Genomic DNA, 20,066 nt, shown 5'->3' on the forward strand with positions numbered 1-20,066 from the left:
GCGAGATCCGTCTATGCCAACCTCTAAATCAACATCAATGCTTATAGCGGCTGCTTTAAAGATAAAGACATGCAGACAAGTAGGACGTTTCATACCAAAGCAAACTGCTTTCTTTACAATATTCGGCACTCTATTATTCACATTATTAGGCCAAAGCACGCAGGTATTAGCCGCTGGCGGGCACGAAGGCTGGTACCAAGTAGAACTTATTGTCTTTGCGCGCAACTATCCTGACCCGCAAGAGCATATGAGCAGAAACATAAAACTCCAGTATCCAGGCCGCTGGTCGGAACTGAAAGATCCCAATGCTCAAGCGGAACCCAACACAGAGTCACAACCTTCTGCAGCAAGCAGTATTGATCTAACCAAAGAGCCCTACTATTGGTTACCGAGCAGCGACCGCAGCTTAGACGCGCAAGCTCGCAAAATTGAGCGGGACTCGCGCTATCAATTGCTCTTTCACCAAGCTTGGCGACAAGTCATTACCAACAATAAATCTGCGCGCTCCATTATCATTAACGGAGGCAAATCCTTTGGGCAACACGACCAGTTGGAAGGCACTATTCGCTTGAGCGTTGCCACCTACTTAAAAATTCAAACCAATCTGTGGCTCAGTCAATTTGATGTCAACGTAGGTCAGGAACAAAGTACAGAATGGCCCGCTATACCACTGCGACCCAATTATCGCAAAGCTGTCAGCACTGAAGTTAGCTTGAACAACAGCTTAGATACACAAATAGATTTTGAGCAAGCGCTCGCCAACGAGAATAGAGAGCTAGGCATCACCCAACTTAATTTAGAAGTGGCCAACGAAGAAGAACACCCAGCCTATGTCACTCGCCAAATCGCACTCGTACAGCAAGCCCGCGATATGCGCAGCAATGAAGTTCACTACCTTGATCACCCAGTGCTCGGCGTTATCATTAAAATTATTCCTTACTCAAACTAGGGTCTGTAAAAGATATTCATAGCTGTTTCGAGCAAGGAATAAAAAAATACTAATGATGCATCTTCCAATGCACAATGATTTTTTTGTTGCGACTTAAAAATTTTGGCAACAACACAGTAATAGCCTTGTGATTAATACGCACCAAAGAAAGGAGAAAAAATTACGTTGGTCCACAGAATAAGTGCTAAAAACAGCCTTTTAAATTGAAACACCGGCATGAGCCGGTGTTTCAATTTAAAAAGTAGCGATTAATTACAACGGGTAAATCAATAAAACTTAAACAAGCACTACATCTTCAGCCTGTAAGCCTTTATCACCTTGCTCTAATTGAAACTCTACATTCTGCCCTTCACTCAACGAGCGATATCCCTCGGCACGAATATTTCTGAAGTGTACAAAAATATCGTCCCCGCCCTCACCACGAGTAATAAATCCATATCCACGCACATTGTTAAACCATTTAACGGTGCCTATCTCACGATCTGCCATTGAAACACCTCTAGAGCACTTGCTGTTTATTGTTATTTGCCGGGTTTGCTTCATCCGTTGATCTGCTGGCTTATACCAGCCACTCCAAACGCCAGTTTTCGTGAAAAAACCAGCTTTCGGGATCTTAACAAAACATAGAGAATGAGGTGAATTTATTTTTGAGCATCATTAATATTTGGCGTTTTAATCATTTGCAGTAAACAAGATTTTATCTGTGCCACGCCCTGCTCTAGGTTAGCAAGAATTTCTGCCATAGAAATCTGCCCTGGTTGCACACCGGCTCCCCAATTGACCACCAAACACAGTGCCACATAATTAAGCTCTAGCTCCCGCGCCAAGGCGGCTTCAGGCATTGCGGTCATACCCACAATATCGCAGCCATCCTGCGCTAAACGGCGAATTTCAGCAGCACTTTCCAGTCTGGGGCCCTGCGTACAAGCATAAACGCCTTGAGCAACATGTGCTGAGCCCGCGGCACTCAATGCCTTTAATAACTGTTGACGCAACACTTCAGAATAAGGTTGGGTAAAATCTATGTGATTGACGTAGTCGTCGAGCAGTAAATTAAAGCTGTGTTCACGGCCATAGCTGTAATCAATAATTTGATCGGGTACTACCAGCTGTTGTGGCGCCATGGCGGCAGTGATGCCCCCCACAGCATTGAGTGCTATAACATCCGTAACACCTATGTGCTTCAGTGCCCAAATATTCGCGCGATAATTAATAAGATGTGGCGGCAGACGATGGCCATCGCCATGACGCGGTAAAAATACCAATTCGCGCCCCTGAAGGCGCGCATGTAAAATTTCAGATGAAGGATCGCCATAGGGCGTGGTTATTGATTGTCGCTGCAGCACATCTAACTCAGGAAATTGTGCAAAGCCTGAACCACCTATTATCGCTAACATCTCAAATTTCCTTTAATTCTATTGTTACTGATTTCACGTCTATCGCTGAGACAAGAACAAGAAAGCAAGATGAAATAAATGTCGAAGCAACATTTAAGAGCCAGCTAAAGATCACACCAACATTTATGTCGACACATTGAAAATCAGGGTTCATTTACATGCAAAAATACCCGGCGCGTTCCGCCAGTATTCCTGGTAATCCATACCATAACCGAACACATAGCGGTCGGGAATCTTCAAGGCAACATAATCCGCAGCAACCATCGCCTGATGATTGGCAATTTGTTTTTCACCCAAGACGGCTATAACTACACTTGCGGCACCCGCATGCTGACAATAGTCCTGCAGTGCGGCCAAGGTAATCCCACGATCCAAAATGTCATCAATCAAAATCACATGGCGGCCCTGCATAGAAACATGGGGGCGACGCTTCCATACCAAATCACTGCCCTCCTCCTTGCCCTGGTAGCGCGTTGCATGCACATAATCCATTTCTAATAAAAAAGGTAAGCGTGGCAGCATATACCCCATGCAGGCTAAAGCCCCATTCATAACGCCTAATACCAAGGGGTTCTTTCCAGAAAAATCTGCCGTAATTTGCGCGATGATCACATCTAATGCCGCCTCAACCTCTGCCAAAGTGAATATACATTCGGCCTGCGCAAAGACTGCTTCCAATTTTTTAGTATCCGCATTCACTATTAGACTTCCTTAGTAGAGCGCTTTGCCATATAGGCTGCATAATCGGGCACCGAGTGCTGCGATTCTTGATTGAAAAATGGTGATGAAACAATAAAATCCGCAGAGCTTTGATTGCAAGCAATCGGAATATTCCATACCGCAGCAATACGCAACAGCGCTTTTACATCCGGATCATGAGGCAAGGGCTCAAAAGGATCCCAAAAAAAGATTAACATATCCACTTTGCCTTCGGAGATTAGCGCGCCGACTTGTTGATCGCCACCTAATGGACCCGAAATAAGCTTAATAATATCCAAACCTAATTCGCCGGCAATAAGCGTACCTGTGGTGCCTGTAGCATAAAGGCGATGCTGCGCTAAATCTGACTGATGCTTGCGACACCACCGAAGAAGATCTTGCTTTCTATTATCGTGCGCTACCAACGCTATAGATTTAGTGGCAGCCAAGCTTATATTTTTGTATTCCATGAGCAACCCCATATTTCAGGCAAAAAAATGACCTCGCCCATTATAGACAAGGTCATTTTGATTAACAGCGCCGCACGCGGGCTATTTCGTTAATTGCTTAATTCAAGCAACAATTTGTTTAGGCGCTGCACATAGGCTGCTGGATCTTGGAGCTGGGCTCCTTCGGCCAAATTCGCTTGATCAAACAAAATATGGGTCAAATCATCAAAGCGTTCACCATTAGCTTCTGTCTCTAATTTTTTAACCAGCGGGTGCTCAGGGTTTAACTCAAAAATCGGCTTTGAATCAGGCATTTTTTGCCCTGCAGACTCAAGAATACGGCGCATTTGCGCGCCCATGTCGTGCTCAGCTACCACCACACAAGCAGGCGATTCAGTTAAACGATGGGTAATGCGAACCTCAGCAACCTGCTCGCTCAAAGAGGCCTTTACGCGCTCAAGTAGCGGCTTTAAATTTTCTGCCACTTTTTCTTGGGCTTGCTTCTCTTCTTCAGAATCGAGTTTACCTAAATCTAATTCACCCTTACCTACATCCTGCAGTGATTTTCCATCAAATTCTGCGAGATGGCTCATCAACCACTCGTCGACACGATCACTGAGCAACAAAACCTCAATGCCTTTTTTGCGGAAGACTTCAAGATGAGGGCTGTGTTTAGCCGTATTGAAATTTTCTGCCGCAATGTAGTAAATCTTTTCTTGGCCTTCTTTCATGCGCTCAACATATTGATCGAGTGAATGAATTTGCTCAGCGGTATCAGTATTGGTAGAGGCGAAACGCAATAACTTGGCAATTTTTTCACGGTTAGCAAAATCTTCTGCTGGACCTTCTTTCATGACCTGACCAAATTCATTCCAAAACTTGCTGTAATTTTCAGGCTTGTTTTTCGCCATTTTGGTCAACATATCCAACACGCGTTTCGCCAGTGCAGAGCGCATGCTATCGATATTGGGGTCTTTTTGCAGAATTTCACGAGAAACGTTTAGGCTGAGATCGTTCGAATCAACCACACCTTTAATAAAGCGCAGATAGAGCGGCAAAAATTGTTCCGCGTCATCCATAATAAAAGTGCGCTGAACGTACAACTTCAAACCACGAGATACATCGCGGTTATACAAGTCATGGGGTGCGCGACCAGGGATAAACAACAAGCTGGTGTAGTCTAAGTTACCTTCAACACGGTTGTGACTCCAGCTTAATGGCTCAGCAAAGTCATGACTTACATGCTTATAAAATTCTTTGTATTCTTCTTCTGTTACATCGGTACGCGAACGTGTCCAGAGTGCAGTCGCGGTATTGATGACTTCATCGGTATCTGCGACCAAATCTTCACCTTCGCCTGCTGGCTGTGGCTTTTTCATCACGACAGGAATAGCGATATGGTCTGAATATTTTTTAATGACTGAGCGCAGACGCCAGTTATCTGCAAACTCTAAGGCATCATCTTTTAAATGCAGCTCAACGGTCATGCCGCGGCCAGCCTTCTCAACGGTTTCTACATTAAATTCTGCTTCGCCTGAACACTCCCAACGCACACCTTCACTGCTCGGTGTACCCGCGCGACGGCTCGTTACCACGACGCGATCTGCAACTATAAAGGCAGAGTAAAAGCCCACACCAAACTGACCAATCAACTGTGAATCTTTCTTTTGATCGCCCGTTAAATTTTGCATGAACTGCGCAGTGCCGGATTTAGCAATGGTACCGAGGTTTTCCACGATTTCATCGCGCGACATACCTATGCCGTTATCACTGATGGTTAGAGTTTTAGCTTCTTTGTCAAAATCGATACGGATTTTTAAATCACTATCACCCTCGTAGAGATCGCCATTAGAAACCGCTTCAAAGCGCAACTTGTCGGCAGCATCCGAGGCATTGGATACCAGCTCACGCAAAAAGATTTCCTTATTGGAATAGAGCGAGTGAATCATCAAGTGCAGCAATTGTTTTGCTTCGGTTTGAAAGCCGCGAGTTTCTTTGCGCGCATCTACGGTCATGGTGTTACTCCTGAATCAAAATTTTACAATTGAATAATATTTAGCCTGCATGACTAAAAACTTATGTTCAGAAGATGGGGTAGCTATGAGAAATTTCAAGGGCAAAAAGAGCAAGACATCTAACAAGACGCGAATTGGCTATATTGCAGACAATAAAAAAGGCGCATTTTAGTCACTAAAATGCGCCTTTTACAATTTGGTAGGACTAAGCAGACTCGAACTGCTGACCCCCACCATGTCAAGGTGGTGCTCTAACCAACTGAGCTATAGTCCTCTTGAAGAGGCGCGCACTTTACCAAGCCGCGCCTGCTGACACAAGTCTGAAATGTAATTTTTTACGTTTTCACACTTGCTTTACTCTATGCGCTTAAAAAAGCAACGTTTTAGATTTAAACCAACCCGCGAGCAAGATCAGCCTTCAGATCTTCGATATCCTCCAACCCCACCGCAATGCGAATAAGATTTTCAGTAATCCCCGCCTCGGCTTTTTGCTCTGGGGTTAAGCGACTATGGGTTGTGGTGTCGGGATGCACTATGGTCGTTTTGGTGTCACCCAAATTTGCCGTTAACGACATGATCCGAGTTGAGTCGATTAATCGCCAGGCTTCGGTGCGACCACCTTTTACTCTAAACGATAAAACACCGCCAAAGGCCGACTGTTGCTTAACCGCCAACTCGTGACCCACATGAGAAGGTAAGCCCGCATAGAATACCTTTTCCACCTGCGGTTGCTGGTCCAACCATTGCGCCAATGCCAAGGCGTTACTTGAATGCGCTTCCATGCGTAAGCGCAGCGTTTCCAAGCCTTTTAAAAATACCCATGCATTGAATGGACTTAAGCTTGGGCCAGCAGAGCGCACAAAACCTAAGACTTCATCTACCAATACTTTAGGCCCTGCCACTACGCCACCCAAACAACGACCCTGGCCGTCGATGTATTTGGTAGCGGAGTGAATAATTAAATCAGCACCAAACTCTAAAGGGCGCTGCAATGCTGGCGTACAAAAACAGTTATCAACTGCCAAGATTGCGCCGTGAGCATGAGTGATATCCGCCAACCGCTGGATATCAATGACATCGCTCATAGGATTAGACGGTGTTTCTACAAACACTAATTTGGAGGCTGGCGTAAAAGCTGCCTCCCACGCGGCATAGTCAGTCGCGGTAACAAACGTAGTATTGATACCTAGCTTTTGCAGATATTTGGTGAATAAAACCGTTGTGGTACCAAACACACTGCGCGAACAGACGATATGATCGCCCGACTTCAAAAGCGCTACACAGGTACTCAAAATAGCAGCCATACCCGACGCGGTTGCTACCGCCGACTCAGCACCTTCAAGTGCCGCTATGCGCTCTTCAAAGTTGCGTACCGTTGGGTTGGTATAACGCGAATAAACATTGCCTGGCGTCGCACCCGAAAAACGATCTGCCGCCTCCTGTGCACTGCCGAAAACATAGCTAGAGGTTAAAAATAGCGCCTCGCTGTGCTCACCTTCATGAGAGCGGCGCTGGCCCGCACGAACTGCCAAGGTATCCAGCGCTGCACCTAAAAGCGGGTCTTCAAAATCGTCCATAGCATAAACCTCGATCAAAATTTACCGACGCACTTATCCGCGCGCCGAGCTATTGTGCAAGCCTATGGGCAACTCAATTTGCTTAGTTGATTTTTTACCCGCCTTCATACTGTCGCTGCGCGCTGCCGCTATACGATTCAAATATTCAGGGGTTACATCGCCCGCGCAATATTTGCCCGTAAATACCGCGCAATCAAACTCAGTAACGCGACTATTACCCTCTGCTGAAGCGGCAATAAGATCCTCTAGATCTTGATAAATCAGCCAATCGGCACCTATCTCTTGGCAAACCTCTTCATCAGTGCGGCCATGTGCAATCAATTCTTCTGCCGTCGGCATATCAATACCGTATACATTTGGGTATTTCACCGCCGGCGCTGCCGAGGCGAAATACACTTTCGCAGCACCCGCATCGCGCGCCATCTGAATGATTTGCTGGCAGGTTGTGCCGCGCACGATGGAATCATCCACCAAGAGCACATTCTTACCTTTAAATTCTAAATCAATTGGGTTTAACTTTTGACGCACAGACTTTTTGCGCTGCTGCTGGCCGGGCATAATAAAGGTGCGGCCTATGTAGCGGTTTTTAACCAAGCCTTCGCGAAACTTAACGCCCAACTTGTGCGCCAATGCCTGTCCTGCCACACGGCTTGAGTCGGGAATTGGAATAACCACATCAATGTCGTGATCAGGATTTTCGCGCAGAATCTTTTCGGCCAGCTTTTCGCCTTGACGTAAACGCGCTTTATACACTGAAATGCCATCCATGATGGAATCGGGGCGCGCAAAGTACACATGCTCAAAAATACAGGGGCTAAGCTTAGGGTTTTTAGCGCACTGACGACGATGTAAAACGCCAGCCACATCAATAAAAATCGCCTCTCCCGGTGCCACATCGTCGATCAATTCAAAGCCTAATACATTTAAGGCAACGCTCTCAGATGCCACCATATACTCTACGCCACCCGCTTCTGCTACACGCTTACCGTATACCAAAGGACGAATACCGTTAGGGTCGCGAAACGCGACTAAACCGTAGTTGGCAATCAGTGCCACCACTGCATAGCCACCGGTTACGCGATGATGTACACCTGAAATTGCAGCAAAAATATCATCTGCTGTGGGTACTAACTTGCCCAAAACTTGAAGCTCGTGAGCAAACACATTCAAAAGCACTTCTGAATCCGAATCGGTATTCACATGGCGCAAGTCAGTCTTAAACAAGTCTTCGCTGAGTTTGTCCGCATTGGTCAAATTACCATTGTGCGCCAAGGCAATTCCGTAAGGGGAATTCACATAAAACGGTTGCGCCAAGGCAGGGCCCGATGAGCCCGCGGTAGGATAGCGTACGTGGCCAATACCCATGTTGCCGACCAAGCGCTGCATGTGTCGTGTTCGAAACACATCCTGCACCAAACCATTGGCCTTTTGTTGCGTCATACGGCCATCCTGGCAGGTGACCATACCCGCTGCATCCTGCCCGCGATGCTGCAGGATTGTCAGCGCATCATAGAGTTGTACATTGACATCGTGCTTACCCACAATACCTACAATGCCGCACATAAATTCGCCTCGATTTGATGTAAAACTTTAAAAATAAAGCTGTTTAAATACTTAAATAGCCTGCTCTGCCACTTCCGCAGCACCGAACAAACTCATGAAAAATTGACTGACTTGTTCATAAGCATCTCTGACCCATACTTCACAACTGAGAAAGTGAGGGATTAATTGCGCTTCCTGCCACCAAGTATCTTCATGTATCGGAATAAAGGCAGGCAGTATTAGCAACAGCGCCATGACAATAATAAATCCACGCGTAGCACCAAACAGCATCCCCAAGAGTCGATCTGTACCCGACAAGCCGGTAGCGCGCACCAAAGCGCTGATTAAATAGGTCAGCATAGCTCCCAGTAATAGTACCGCGACAAAAATCACAGCAAAGGCCGCCATAGCACGCACAGAGGGAGTATCTATATGATCGAGCAGAAAAACGTCAAGTTGCGGACTAAACAATTTTGCAGCGAGTGCCGCACAGATCCATATAACCAGAGAGAGGGCCTCGCGCACCAGACCGCGCACCAGACCAATAAAACAGGAGAGAGAGAAGATGCTGATTATTGCCCAATCTGCCCAATTCATGCGTAAGGTCTGCTCCAAGGGGATAGCATCAACCAGAGCGCACAAGCAATTTGCTCGGCTCCAGCTTAAATAGAGGCGCGCATTCTAACAGAGCTAAACAATTTGTGGTTTAAAAAAGCAGGTTAAGATGCAAAGGCTCAAGACCTGAGTGAAGCCCTGTAAGCGAAGGACAGAGCTGAGACACGAGCATCCGCGCCAATCAGACTCAACCTACACATGCTTGATATTTAAGGCTTAAAAGGTAAAACCATAGCATTTACTTTTAGACGCTTATCCAGCTCGGCTTTCAATGCTATAGCCTTGGCTTTGTCGAGTTTCGGCCCAATAAACACACGATGAATTTTTTTACCTTCGACAGAGCGAATGTAGGCCTTGTAACCATCCAGCTGTAACTGATCGCGCAATTTGGCAGCGGCTTCTAGAGTACTCAAACTAGCGACTTGTATCACCCAGGCGTCTAACAGACCTTGGCTATTTAACGGCATATCGGTTACAAGCTCTGCTGCTTTTTCAGGCACCGCTTCTTGCGCTTTGGTCGTTGCTGTTGCTGTTGCAATGGGCAATGGAGTTGCAACTGGCTCTTCACTGAACACTGCAATAGCTTCAGTTTCAGGCGGTACAAACATGGACTCAGCTTCTGGGGCCGGCTCTATGTCTTCCGGCTGCTCAGGCTCATTAAACGCGACCGCCGTAATACTGGGGCGAGTGGGAATATGTGAATTAGTATCAACCTCATAGGCCTGCTTATCCTTAAAAAAACCAGGCAAAAACAGTACAGCAATGGCTGCCAACACGGCGCCACCTATAAGACGATGCTTTACCGACTCTCTCACACTCACCTCACAGGAAAACTCAAAATTCGCCAATCTAAAATGGCTGCAATTACTCTAAATATCAAAAAGCCTGCAGTAATTTCAAACCTGCTGCGACTGTATAAAAGGAACCACAGATAATTATTCTATCGCCAGCCTTGGATGCCGCAAGGAGCTGCATTAGACACTGTTCTACTGAGCCGCAAAACTCCGCCGCGCGCCCTAAGCCTTGCAAGTCCTGAATTAACATTTGGGGATTTGCTGCGCGGGGAATATCCGATAAGTCCGCCAGATACCAGACATCAACCAAGGGAATTAAATTGGCCAGACTTGCTGTTCGATCCTTATCCGACATCATAGCCACAATCGCAAAGGTCCTGGCTTTAGATGATTCCTGCTCACACGTCAGCTTGGGCAAATTAATCAAACGCTGCGCCAAATAGGCTGTCGCGGCGGGGTTGTGCGCCACATCAAGAATACATTGACGCCCTTCCCATTCCACAACCTGAAACCGCCCAGGCACCCTGAGCTCAGATACAAGCTTAAAGGCATCTAGCGCCATCAAATCTAAACCCAAACAATGCGCGACCTGCAAAGCGGCCGCAACACTCGGAAGTGGTAAATGCGGCAGAGGCTGAACATCAAAGCGTGTCACCGCTGACCACCACGACCAACTATCGGAAGCTTGATCCACCTCGAAACCAAAATCATGCCCTATTTGTAAGAGTGGAGCAGAAACGGTTTGAGCATAAGCAGTGATTGACTGGGGTGGCTGAGGGTCGGCACAAATAGCTTGACGCTCTGCGCGCATAATACCGGCCTTTTCATAGCCGATAAGTTCACGATTATCCCCCAGCCAATCTTGGTGGTCTATATCGATACTGGTAATGACGGCGATGTTCGCCGCAAGAATATTAATCGCATCGAGGCGCCCCCCCAAACCCACTTCAAGCACCATGGCGCTGACCTTGCGACGGCGAAAAACCTCCAGCGCAGCAAGGGTGCCGTACTCAAAATAGGTCAAGGTTAAAGGAGCGCCATCAGCCGCAGAAAGCAACTGGCACGCGTTGAAAATTGCTTCAAAAGCAGCACAAATTTCGTCATCGCTCGCTGACGCTGCATCAACTTGAATGCGCTCGTTATAACTTATTAAATGAGGCGAGGTATAAACACCTACCGAGTGACCGGCCGCACGCAACAGCGCAGCCGTTGCCGTAACACAAGAGCCCTTACCATTTGTGCCCGCCACTGTAATAACAATGGCGCTGGGAGTAAGCAGATCAAGGACTTGAGCAACACGCGCAATGCGCGCAAGACCCAGGTCAATTTCACACGGGTGGCACTGCTCTAACCAACCCAACCAAGCAGATAACGACTGAAATTGCATGCGTTTAGCCCGCAGCTGCTTAAACAGCAGCTTTGCGAGTAAATTTTGCGAGAAGAGAAGCCAGCTTATCGCGCATATCGCGACGATGAATGATCATGTCAATTGCGCCATGCTCTAACAAAAACTCTGCGCGTTGAAAGCCCTTGGGTAATTTTTGGCGAATCGTTTGCTCAATAATACTCGGACCAGCAAAACCTGCGCGCGAGCCCGGCTCACAGATATTTAAATCACCTAAAAGTGCCAAACTAGCCGATACGCCACCATAAACCGGATCGGTCATTACGGAAATATAAGGCGTGCCTTGCATTTTCAAACGTTCAATTACAGCACTTGTTTTCGCCATTTGCATCAACGAAATCAAGGCTTCTTGCATACGCGCGCCGCCCGTTGCCGAAAAGCATACCAGTGGAATATTTTCTTTCAGCGCCAATGTAGCGGCTCGAGTGAAACGCTCTCCCACCACATAACCCATAGAGCCACCATGAAAAGCGAACTCAAACGCTACGGCCACGACAGGCATACCCTTTAACTCACCGCGCATTGCAACTAAGGCATCTTTTTCGCCGGTAAGCTTTTGCGCGGTAGCTAAGCGCTCTTTATATTTTTTGACATCTTTAAACTTCAAACGATCGATTGGCTCAACATCCACCGCCAGTTCTTGACGATTTTGCGGGTCTAAAAACATACCCAAACGCGCCCTTGCACCCACACGCATGTGGTGATCACACTTAGGACAGACATCAAGGTTTTTCTCCATCTCCGGCTTATAAAGCACAGCATCACATTTGCTGCACTTTTCCCAGAGGCCTTCTGGAACCTTATTACTGCGTTTGGTTTCTGAACGGGAAATACTCGGTATGATTTTTTCTAACCAACTCATGGATGTATCTCTTTTTAATGGAGATCAAGCTGTAGACCTTATCTACCAACCTGATCACTTGTGTTGATTGAGAGGCTCACATCTAAAGCCCCTCAATGTTAAAAAACTGATTGCCATCAAAGACTATCTATAGCTCTACGCATATCGCCCACGATAACACCTACCGCAGCCGCCACATCTGCTGCAGGTTGACCTGCCATAGAGCCCATCTTATCGACCAGCACACTGCCCACTACAACACCATCAGCAAGCTCTGCAACGGCTTTAGCAGTAGCAGCATCCTTGATGCCAAAACCGATACACACAGGTAGATTGGTCAATGAACCAAATTCGGCCAGCTTGGCCTTAACGGCACCTACGTCTATATGACCAGCCCCCGTCACCCCTTTTAGGGAGACGTAATACAGAAAACCTGTCGCATGAGCGGCAATTTTTTGCGCGCGCGCTACTGTTGTTGTAGGCGCCAACAGGAAAATATTATCTAAACCGTGGGATTCCAATTCCTGCTTCAACACCACGACTTCTTCCGGCGGCAGATCGACAGTCAACAATCCATCTACACCCGCCTCTGCCGCTGCTGCTGCAAATGCCTTGTAACCAAAACGCTCTACCGGATTCGCGTAACCCATAAGCACCACTAGCGTTTCGCTATTTGTCGCGCGAAATTGTTTCACTAATGCCAAGGTGCCTCTAAGGCTAATATGATGTTCAAGTGCACGCTCGTGGCCTTGTTGAATAACGGGCCCCTCCGCCATAGGATCAGAAAAGGGGACACCTAACTCAATTACATCAACCCCATTTGCCACCATCGCATGCATTGTGGGCAGAGTCACCTCAGGTGCAGGGTCGCCATTGACTATGTAAGCTACCAAGGTTTTTTTACCCGCCGCTTTGGCTTGGGTCAAACGCGTAGAAATACGACTCATCGACAAACAATCCTAATCATTTATTAGTGCCCAAAACTATCAGGCGAAAACAGCACATGTTTAATTCAATGCCTAAACGGTAATTCCATCCATGGCTGCAACGGTCAGAATGTCCTTATCACCGCGCCCAGAAAGATTGACAATGATAACTTGATCCTTATCCATCGTTGGCGCCAATTTCTCTACATAGGCTAAGGCATGACTCGACTCTAGCGCGGGCATAATCCCTTCGGTTAAGGTGATCTTGCGGAACGCAGCCAAAGCTTCATCATCATTAATAGCTACATAATTCACACGCCCAATATCTTTCAACCAAGAGTGCTCAGGGCCGACACCAGGGTAATCTAATCCAGCCGAAACTGAGTGAGTCTCGATTATTTGACCATTTTCATCTTCCATCAAGTAGGTGCGATTGCCGTGCAATACACCGGGTACACCTTTATTTAGCGGAGCCGCATGTTTACCGGTTTCAATGCCTAAGCCACCCGCTTCAACGCCGTACATTTTAACGCTTTCATCGGCCAAGAACGGATGAAATAAACCTATGGCATTAGAACCACCACCGACGCAGGCAACTAACGCATCGGGCAATTTGCCCGCTTGTGCAAGTGATTGACTGCGCGCTTCGCGCCCGATAATGGATTGGAAATCACGCACTAACTGCGGATAAGGATGCGGGCCTGCCACTGTACCAATGATGTAGAAAGTATCATCTACGTTGGTTGCCCAGTCGCGCATGGCTTCGTTCATCGCATCTTTTAGCGTACGTGACCCCGAAGTAACAGGAAAAACTTCTGCGCCGAGTAACTTCATACGATAAACATTTAACGCCTGACGTTTAACATCTTCTGCGCCCATATACACTCGGCACTTAAGCCCTAAACGCGCCGCCACTGTTGCCGTGGCTACGCCATGCTGGCCTGCGCCAGTCTCCGCAATAACTCGAGACTTACCCGTGAACTTAGCCAACAAAGCTTGGCCAATAGTATTGTTTACTTTGTGTGCGCCGGTGTGATTCAAATCTTCGCGTTTAAGATAGATCTGAGCGCCGCCCAACTCACGAGTCCAGCGCTCGGCAAGATACAAAGGTGAAGGACGACCAACATAGTGGGCCATATCTTTGTCAAATTCAGCCTGAAAACCAGGATCATCTTTTAACCGAAAATAAATATCCTGCAATTCATCTAACGCGTAGATAAGTGTCTCAGATACAAAACGCCCACCATAGGGGCCAAAATGACCGTCTTCGCTAGGAAAGTTACTGTAGTCAATGACTGAAGACTCAGGAGTATTGCTCACCGTTTATTCACCTATTCAATATGTAAAAAGACTTTCTAATTTTAAGCAGCACTACCGAGAGCGGCAGCCTGCGCATTAGCTATAAATGCTGTTATTTTTGCATGATCTTTAATGCCGGGGGAGGATTCTACACCACCACTCACATCAACCCCATAGACAGCTGTAGCCTTTATGGCAGCAGCTACATTAGCGGGTGTTAAGCCACCGGCAAGCACCAGTGGGCGCGCTGCAATCTGAGGCACCCTGCCCCAATCAAATGTATCACCCGTACCACCCGGCACACCTGGACGATAAGCATCAAGCAGCAGCGCACTTGCACTCGCGTATTGCGCCACACAGGCTGCCACATCCAGCTCCGGTTTCATACGCAAGGCCTTCATATAGGGGCGCCGAAAAGATTCACAGTAGGCTACGGATTCATCACCATGAAATTGCAATAAGTGCAATGGAACCTCCGCAAGCACCGCTTGTACATAGTCAACCTCTGCATTCACAAACAAACCCGTCACCACGACAAATGGGCCTGCAGACAACGCAATTGCCTTGGCCTTGGCTATAGAAACAGCGCGCGGACTCGCAGCATAAAATACCAACCCCAAAGCGTCGGCACCCGCTGCTATGGCAGCTTGGGCATCTTGCACCGACGTTATGCCGCAAATTTTGATTCTTACCGACTTCACAATAACCCTATCTCGCTGTACTAACTGATAAGTGGCTTGCACTCATTAAGACCACAAATTGACGATACCGCAGCCAATCTCAATTGAAAAGCTGACTTAAGACCATAAAATTAAGTAGGCGATATTACCAGAAAGCGCCGTTAAATACCGTATAGAGCTGATTCGCAGCCATGGCAGCTAATAGATCACTTATGGCTTAAAGCATCAGCACCAAATCCACCAATAGGCTCCGAGAAGTAGAGCGGCCCCGGTGCCAATTGTGGCAAGTGAAGCTCTTTTGGATAATCAACTGCCACCAAATACAACCCATTAGGCTTAGCAGTGACACCACCAGCACTGCGATCACAGGCTGCAAGAACCTGCGCCACCCACTCCGGCGACTTATCGCCAGCACCTACCGCCAACAGCACGCCCACGATATTGCGCACCATATGATGTAAAAAGGCATTGGCCTGGACCTCAAGCACAATCAAATCCCCACGTCGCACCAAGTGTAAATGTTCAATGTGACGCACAGGGCTTTTAGCTTGACACTGAGTTGCACGGAACGATGTAAAATCATGCCTACCCACCAAGTAGGCAGCCCCCTGTTGCATTAGCTCAACATTCAATGGTCTTGATGACCAAGTAACCTGATCATGCAAAAGCGCAGACGCCGTAGGCGAGTCGGATAATAAATAACGATATGTTCGATTTTGCGCACTAAAGCGTGCATGAAAATGTGGGTTAACATTTAGCGCCCAACGCACACTGACAGTATCAGGCAAATAGGGTCGGGTTCCTTTCACCCAAGCTTTACCAGGACGTTTAGCGAGGGTATCAAAATGAATAACCTGATGGGTGGCATGTACACCAGCATCGGTGCGCCCTGCACAAACCAAAGAAACAGACTCATCTGCCACCTTGGACAATGCATATTCAAGTGCCTGCTGGACGGTTTTAACACCATTAGGCTGCATCTGAAAGCCATGAAAACCAGAGCCCTTGTACTCTATGCCCAGCGCAACTCGCTGCATACCTTCAGGCCAAACAGTATCACTCACCACCTCACCGTTACGCTGATAAGGCTTTGAAAGAGGCACATAATTTTCACTCATAATAGATAAATCAAAAAAAGTTAATGCCAATGATAAAAAATAAAAAAGCCCTGCACACTAATGTACAAGGCTTTTTAAACCAAAGGACAGATTATGCGTCTATGCCACCCAGCAAACCGGTGGCTTCTTTACGCTGCTCCTCAGTGCCTTCACTGACCACCTCAGCAAGAATATCTTTGGCGCCGTCTATGTCACCCATATCTATATAAGCACGCGCCAGATCCAACTTGGTAGCAGACTCATCAGCATCGGCAAGATAATCCAACTCGGAATCCATATCCTCATCTGATAAATCAGCCAGCTGAGTATCACTAGAATCAAAATCGTCTAAATTAAGCTCTGTGTTTTCATCAGAGAAATCAGACAATGCTTGAGCAAATAAATCTTCTTCTAATGCCTCATCCTCAGCAACTACTTCATTGCTCGCAGTGTCAGCTTCTGTTTCATCCAAACCCGCAGCTAATTCTGCAAGACTATCGGCAACATCATCATCTTCCAAATCAAACGAATCAACCGCAAGTTCTTCATCAACATTAAGCTCTAGTGAGCCATCCAGATCACCTGCGAGCTCTGAATCGAAAGAGAGTTCATCCAACTCATCAGTAGAGGCATCAGATTCCAGCGCCTTTTCAGCACTAGAAATCAATTCAGCGTCAACATCTACCAGATCAACACTTTCCAGTTCATCCGTATCTGCAAGATCGAGTTCGGTTTCATCCTCCAAGTTAAAATCATCGTCTAACGCAGAATCCACAGGCGAACTAGCAACAGACGCAACGTCCAAATCATCAGTAAGCACCAAACCGCTATGCTTTAGGCTCTCACCAACCGAAGCAGTATCTTCATCAAATGCAGATTCAAAATCTGCCAGCTCTTCTTCAAGATCAAGCTCCTCCTCAAGATCAAGCTCCTCCTCAAGATCAAGCTCTCCTTCAAAATCAAGCGCAAGCCCCTCCTCGGAAGCAAGTGACTCTAGGTCATCGTCCATTTCAAAGTCGAGACTTTCCATCTCATGATCAAGTGCAGCAAGATCAACTTCATTTACATCTTTATCAAGATCGAAATCATCCGCTGCAACATCCAACTGCTCTTCCTTTACTGCGACTGCTGGCTTAGCGCTATCGACTACTAACAAGTCATCAGTTAACGATAAGTCATCATCTAAATCAAAGCTGAACTCGTCATCGGTTAAATCAGTCGCCGTAATATCCTCACCCGCTTCTGGCTTCTCAGCATCTATCTCACTCAATGCTAATGACAGCGCAGACAAGTCATCAGCACCATCGAGGGTCTCATCTTCACCTTCAAAATCAAGATCTAAATCATCGGTGTTAAAATCTAGGGTTTCTTCTGCCAATTCAGTAGCGCTTGATGCGGATGCGCTATCACTGTCAGCATCAAGCGCAACAAAGTCATCACTCAAGTCCAAATCAAAATTCAACTCGTCGCCTAGGCTATCTGCCTCCAGCTCATCAAGCGCCAAAGCATCATCATCAATTTGAAAGTCATCTACATTAAAGTCTTCAGCACTTGACGCGGAATTAGCACTAGTACTTTTCACATCATCTGCGGTTAAATTTGCAAACAAATCATCATCCGCAGAAACATCAAAACTTTCCGGATTAAACTCGCCTGCACCAGCAATGCCTGCACGCAACTCTGAAGCCCGCGCTAAAACAGCTCCCGTTGCCAAAGGCAACAAGCCCGCATAATGCTTATCGAATTCTTTTGCATTTTCTTGCTGCGCATAAACTTCAAGTAATTTCAAACGGATATCAGCCGATTGAGGATCTTTATTCAATCCCTTTAACAACATCTCTTCGGCTTGATCTAACTTGCCATAAGCAATATAAATATCCGCCTCACCAACCACATCTCCTGTTTCAGCCTCAACAGGTTGCTCATCTTCCTCAAATAGATCTGCGCTTGGTTCATCGAGCTCTAAATCTGACCCTAGGTTTTCCGTGGGCTCATCAAAACTAGCATCTGCAGTGAAGGCTTCATCTTCAAAGCTAACATCTTCTTCCGCTGCTTCTTTGCGACGTCGATAAACCAAGAACCCAGCCACAGCCAAAGCTAAAGCCCCCAAGCCTAGCCAAGGAGCATTATCATTTAACTTATCCACCATGGTGGGAATACGTACAGGTGGTTGTACCATTGGTTTAGGTGGAGCTACGACAGGCTTGACCTCTGGTTCTTCCGCGACAGGCTTGCTCTCTACTTCCGGCTCGGAAACAACAGGCTCAACATTGGCAACAGCTGGCTCATCAATAGAAACTACAGGCTCAGCAGTATTTGCCGCAACCGCCTGCCCTTGTTGTTCGGCAGCGACCTGAAGTGCGCGCAATTTTTCATTGCTCACATCTACCAAGCGCTCCATAGTATCAATTTGTGCTTCCAGCTCTTTTACGCGCGAGCTTAGCTCACTATTTTCAGCTTTAGATTTATCCAACTCTTCGAGAGTCGTAGCCAACTCCGACTCTAATGCTTTACCGCTACCATCATTAGCGCCGCTACCCTGCCCCGAGCGTGCAGCACCAGACACTGGTGCTGCCAACTTAACGCGGCCACTCACACCCGTCGATTCAGACCGACTCACAGAATCGCGTCGCGATGCATTCAGCTGAGCACCCAATGCGGTGTCATTAGTTTGTTGAGCAAATTGACTCACAGCTTCACGTCGTGAAATTGAATTAACTTCATCAGCTGTAGGAACACGCAGCACTTGGCCGCGACGAAGAAGATTGATATTACCCTTGATGAACGCATCGGGATTTGCTTTGTAGAGCGCCATCATATTTTGATGCACACTACCGGAACCCATACGCTGTGCGATTTCCCACAGGGTGTCATTACTTTTTACTTGATACTCATCGCCGCTCAAACTTGGGGCTGGAGCCACAGAACGGCTTGGGCTGGATGCCTGACGAGCCGCCGGTCTGGCGGGTGTAGCATAATTATTTGACTGAGGCTTATAGCCTGCGGTGGATGACTCTACTGCGCGAGTACCTTGATCCTCCGCAAAGGTAGGCAAATCCATCAGCAATGTGTACTCACGCAACAACCGACCTGCCGTCCAACGCGCTTCGATCAAAAAGTTCATGTAGGGTTCGCGCACCGGATTACGAGAGGTGATCAATACCTTAGGGCCATCTGGCGCATCCAAGACAACCTCAAACTGTAATTCAGTATAGAAAAATAAACGGTCGACACCATTGCGCTCAAAATCAGCAGGGGCAGCCAAGGTTACAAGAATCTGCTCAGCGCTGAGGTCGCGAGTATCCAATAATTTGACTTCCGCTGAAAGCGGCTGATTCAGTGTTGACTTGAGCGTAACCTCACCCAAGCCTAAGGCACTGGCATAATGCGATAGCACTAACGAGGAAAAACCACAGGCTAAAACCAACTGACGAAGACGCATAGCGCGATCCTTTTATTATTTCACGGCCTAGTATAATTTGATTAGCTAGGCATATTAGTTAAGAAATACAACTACCGCATTTGAGCAGTAGCGGGTTTTAGTGTAGATCAAACCTCGAATGTATCTTCAGTATCTTCTGTAAGTATTCATTATAAATAGCTTTTTATCAATACTTGGGGTCTTGACAAATACCTACCGCAAGGCCTTTTTTGGCTATTTTTTCTTACCAACTGGCAATTTTGTGAAAAAAGACAGTCATTTAAATCTGCATTAATCAGCTTTAAAGCTATAAAAAGCACAAACCCCGAGTCTTGTAAAAACTCAGGGTTTGCGATTTTC

At 47.0% G+C, this 20,066-nt stretch carries 17 protein-coding genes and 1 tRNA gene; 1 reads left to right on the plus strand and 17 read right to left on the minus strand.

The window, feature by feature from the left end; all coding sequences use genetic code 11:
• Window positions 1-37 precede the first annotated feature (37 nt).
• Window positions 38-949 (plus strand): CsiV family protein, encoded by a 912-nt coding sequence (locus AC0KUT_RS11395; protein WP_488835722.1) that lies wholly within the window; start codon window positions 38-40, stop codon window positions 947-949.
• Window positions 950-1,225: 276 nt separating this feature from the next.
• Here AC0KUT_RS11395 and AC0KUT_RS11400 read toward each other — a convergent pair whose 3' ends face one another.
• From AC0KUT_RS11400 to AC0KUT_RS11480, 17 genes are all read right to left on the minus strand, one after another.
• Complete coding sequence (locus AC0KUT_RS11400) at window positions 1,226-1,438, minus strand: cold-shock protein (protein ID WP_488830007.1); 213 nt, start codon at window positions 1,436-1,438, stop codon at window positions 1,226-1,228.
• A gap of 152 nt (window positions 1,439-1,590) precedes the next feature.
• Window positions 1,591-2,346, minus strand: a complete 756-nt coding sequence (locus tag AC0KUT_RS11405; protein ID WP_488830008.1) for an S-methyl-5'-thioinosine phosphorylase — start codon at window positions 2,344-2,346, stop codon at window positions 1,591-1,593.
• Window positions 2,347-2,496: 150 nt separating this feature from the next.
• Window positions 2,497-3,045, minus strand: coding sequence for a hypoxanthine-guanine phosphoribosyltransferase (locus AC0KUT_RS11410; protein WP_488830009.1), 549 nt, complete (start codon window positions 3,043-3,045; stop codon window positions 2,497-2,499).
• A gap of 2 nt (window positions 3,046-3,047) precedes the next feature.
• On the minus strand, window positions 3,048-3,515 hold the full coding sequence (locus AC0KUT_RS11415) for a methylglyoxal synthase (protein ID WP_488830010.1): 468 nt from the start codon (window positions 3,513-3,515) through the stop codon (window positions 3,048-3,050).
• 89 nt (window positions 3,516-3,604) lie between these two features.
• Window positions 3,605-5,509 (minus strand): molecular chaperone HtpG, encoded by a 1,905-nt coding sequence (htpG, locus tag AC0KUT_RS11420; protein WP_488830011.1) that lies wholly within the window; start codon window positions 5,507-5,509, stop codon window positions 3,605-3,607.
• A 197-nt stretch (window positions 5,510-5,706) separates the two neighbouring features.
• A tRNA-Val gene (locus AC0KUT_RS11425) sits at window positions 5,707-5,783 on the minus strand.
• 115 nt (window positions 5,784-5,898) lie between these two features.
• On the minus strand, window positions 5,899-7,086 hold the full coding sequence (locus AC0KUT_RS11430; protein ID WP_488830012.1) for an O-succinylhomoserine sulfhydrylase: 1,188 nt from the start codon (window positions 7,084-7,086) through the stop codon (window positions 5,899-5,901).
• Between the two features lie 33 nt (window positions 7,087-7,119).
• Window positions 7,120-8,649, minus strand: coding sequence for an amidophosphoribosyltransferase (purF, locus tag AC0KUT_RS11435; protein ID WP_488830013.1), 1,530 nt, complete (start codon window positions 8,647-8,649; stop codon window positions 7,120-7,122).
• Between the two features lie 51 nt (window positions 8,650-8,700).
• Window positions 8,701-9,270, minus strand: a complete 570-nt coding sequence (locus tag AC0KUT_RS11440; RefSeq protein ID WP_488830014.1) for a CvpA family protein — start codon at window positions 9,268-9,270, stop codon at window positions 8,701-8,703.
• A 182-nt stretch (window positions 9,271-9,452) separates the two neighbouring features.
• Complete coding sequence (locus AC0KUT_RS11445) at window positions 9,453-10,058, minus strand: SPOR domain-containing protein (RefSeq protein WP_488830015.1); 606 nt, start codon at window positions 10,056-10,058, stop codon at window positions 9,453-9,455.
• Between the two features lie 61 nt (window positions 10,059-10,119).
• Window positions 10,120-11,424, minus strand: a complete 1,305-nt coding sequence (folC, locus tag AC0KUT_RS11450; RefSeq protein ID WP_488830016.1) for a bifunctional tetrahydrofolate synthase/dihydrofolate synthase — start codon at window positions 11,422-11,424, stop codon at window positions 10,120-10,122.
• 19 nt (window positions 11,425-11,443) lie between these two features.
• Entirely contained in the window at window positions 11,444-12,304 is an 861-nt protein-coding gene (gene accD / locus AC0KUT_RS11455) for an acetyl-CoA carboxylase, carboxyltransferase subunit beta (protein ID WP_488830017.1), read from the minus strand.
• Between the two features lie 116 nt (window positions 12,305-12,420).
• Window positions 12,421-13,230 (minus strand): tryptophan synthase subunit alpha, encoded by an 810-nt coding sequence (gene trpA / locus AC0KUT_RS11460; RefSeq protein WP_488830018.1) that lies wholly within the window; start codon window positions 13,228-13,230, stop codon window positions 12,421-12,423.
• 72 nt (window positions 13,231-13,302) lie between these two features.
• On the minus strand, window positions 13,303-14,529 hold the full coding sequence (gene trpB, locus AC0KUT_RS11465; protein WP_488830019.1) for a tryptophan synthase subunit beta: 1,227 nt from the start codon (window positions 14,527-14,529) through the stop codon (window positions 13,303-13,305).
• Window positions 14,530-14,570: 41 nt separating this feature from the next.
• Complete coding sequence (locus tag AC0KUT_RS11470) at window positions 14,571-15,209, minus strand: phosphoribosylanthranilate isomerase (protein ID WP_488830020.1); 639 nt, start codon at window positions 15,207-15,209, stop codon at window positions 14,571-14,573.
• A gap of 185 nt (window positions 15,210-15,394) precedes the next feature.
• Window positions 15,395-16,306, minus strand: a complete 912-nt coding sequence (truA, locus tag AC0KUT_RS11475; RefSeq protein ID WP_488830021.1) for a tRNA pseudouridine(38-40) synthase TruA — start codon at window positions 16,304-16,306, stop codon at window positions 15,395-15,397.
• Between the two features lie 91 nt (window positions 16,307-16,397).
• Window positions 16,398-19,727 (minus strand): motility hub landmark protein FimV, encoded by a 3,330-nt coding sequence (locus AC0KUT_RS11480; RefSeq protein ID WP_488830023.1) that lies wholly within the window; start codon window positions 19,725-19,727, stop codon window positions 16,398-16,400.
• Window positions 19,728-20,066 lie beyond the last annotated feature (339 nt).

It is taken from the genome of Cellvibrio sp. 25HG11W-0, assembly GCF_057815475.1.

Excerpts from the sequence above, each read along its gene's own strand:
- truA (WP_488830021.1), bottom strand. The coding sequence starts at position 16,306 with ATGAGTGAAAATTATGTGCCTCTTTCAAAGCCTTATCAGCGTAACGGT.
- AC0KUT_RS11480 (WP_488830023.1), bottom strand. The coding sequence starts at position 19,727 with ATGCGTCTTCGTCAGTTGGTTTTAGCCTGTGGTTTTTCCTCGTTAGTG.
- AC0KUT_RS11405 (WP_488830008.1), bottom strand. The coding sequence starts at position 2,346 with ATGTTAGCGATAATAGGTGGTTCAGGCTTTGCACAATTTCCTGAGTTA.
- htpG (WP_488830011.1), bottom strand. The coding sequence starts at position 5,509 with ATGACCGTAGATGCGCGCAAAGAAACTCGCGGCTTTCAAACCGAAGCA.
- AC0KUT_RS11430 (WP_488830012.1), bottom strand. The coding sequence starts at position 7,086 with ATGGACGATTTTGAAGACCCGCTTTTAGGTGCAGCGCTGGATACCTTG.
- AC0KUT_RS11400 (WP_488830007.1), bottom strand. The coding sequence starts at position 1,438 with ATGGCAGATCGTGAGATAGGCACCGTTAAATGGTTTAACAATGTGCGT.
- purF (WP_488830013.1), bottom strand. The coding sequence starts at position 8,649 with ATGTGCGGCATTGTAGGTATTGTGGGTAAGCACGATGTCAATGTACAA.
- AC0KUT_RS11395 (WP_488835722.1), top strand. The coding sequence starts at position 38 with ATGCTTATAGCGGCTGCTTTAAAGATAAAGACATGCAGACAAGTAGGA.
- AC0KUT_RS11415 (WP_488830010.1), bottom strand. The coding sequence starts at position 3,515 with ATGGAATACAAAAATATAAGCTTGGCTGCCACTAAATCTATAGCGTTG.
- trpA (WP_488830018.1), bottom strand. The coding sequence starts at position 13,230 with ATGAGTCGTATTTCTACGCGTTTGACCCAAGCCAAAGCGGCGGGTAAA.
- folC (WP_488830016.1), bottom strand. The coding sequence starts at position 11,424 with ATGCAATTTCAGTCGTTATCTGCTTGGTTGGGTTGGTTAGAGCAGTGC.
- accD (WP_488830017.1), bottom strand. The coding sequence starts at position 12,304 with ATGAGTTGGTTAGAAAAAATCATACCGAGTATTTCCCGTTCAGAAACC.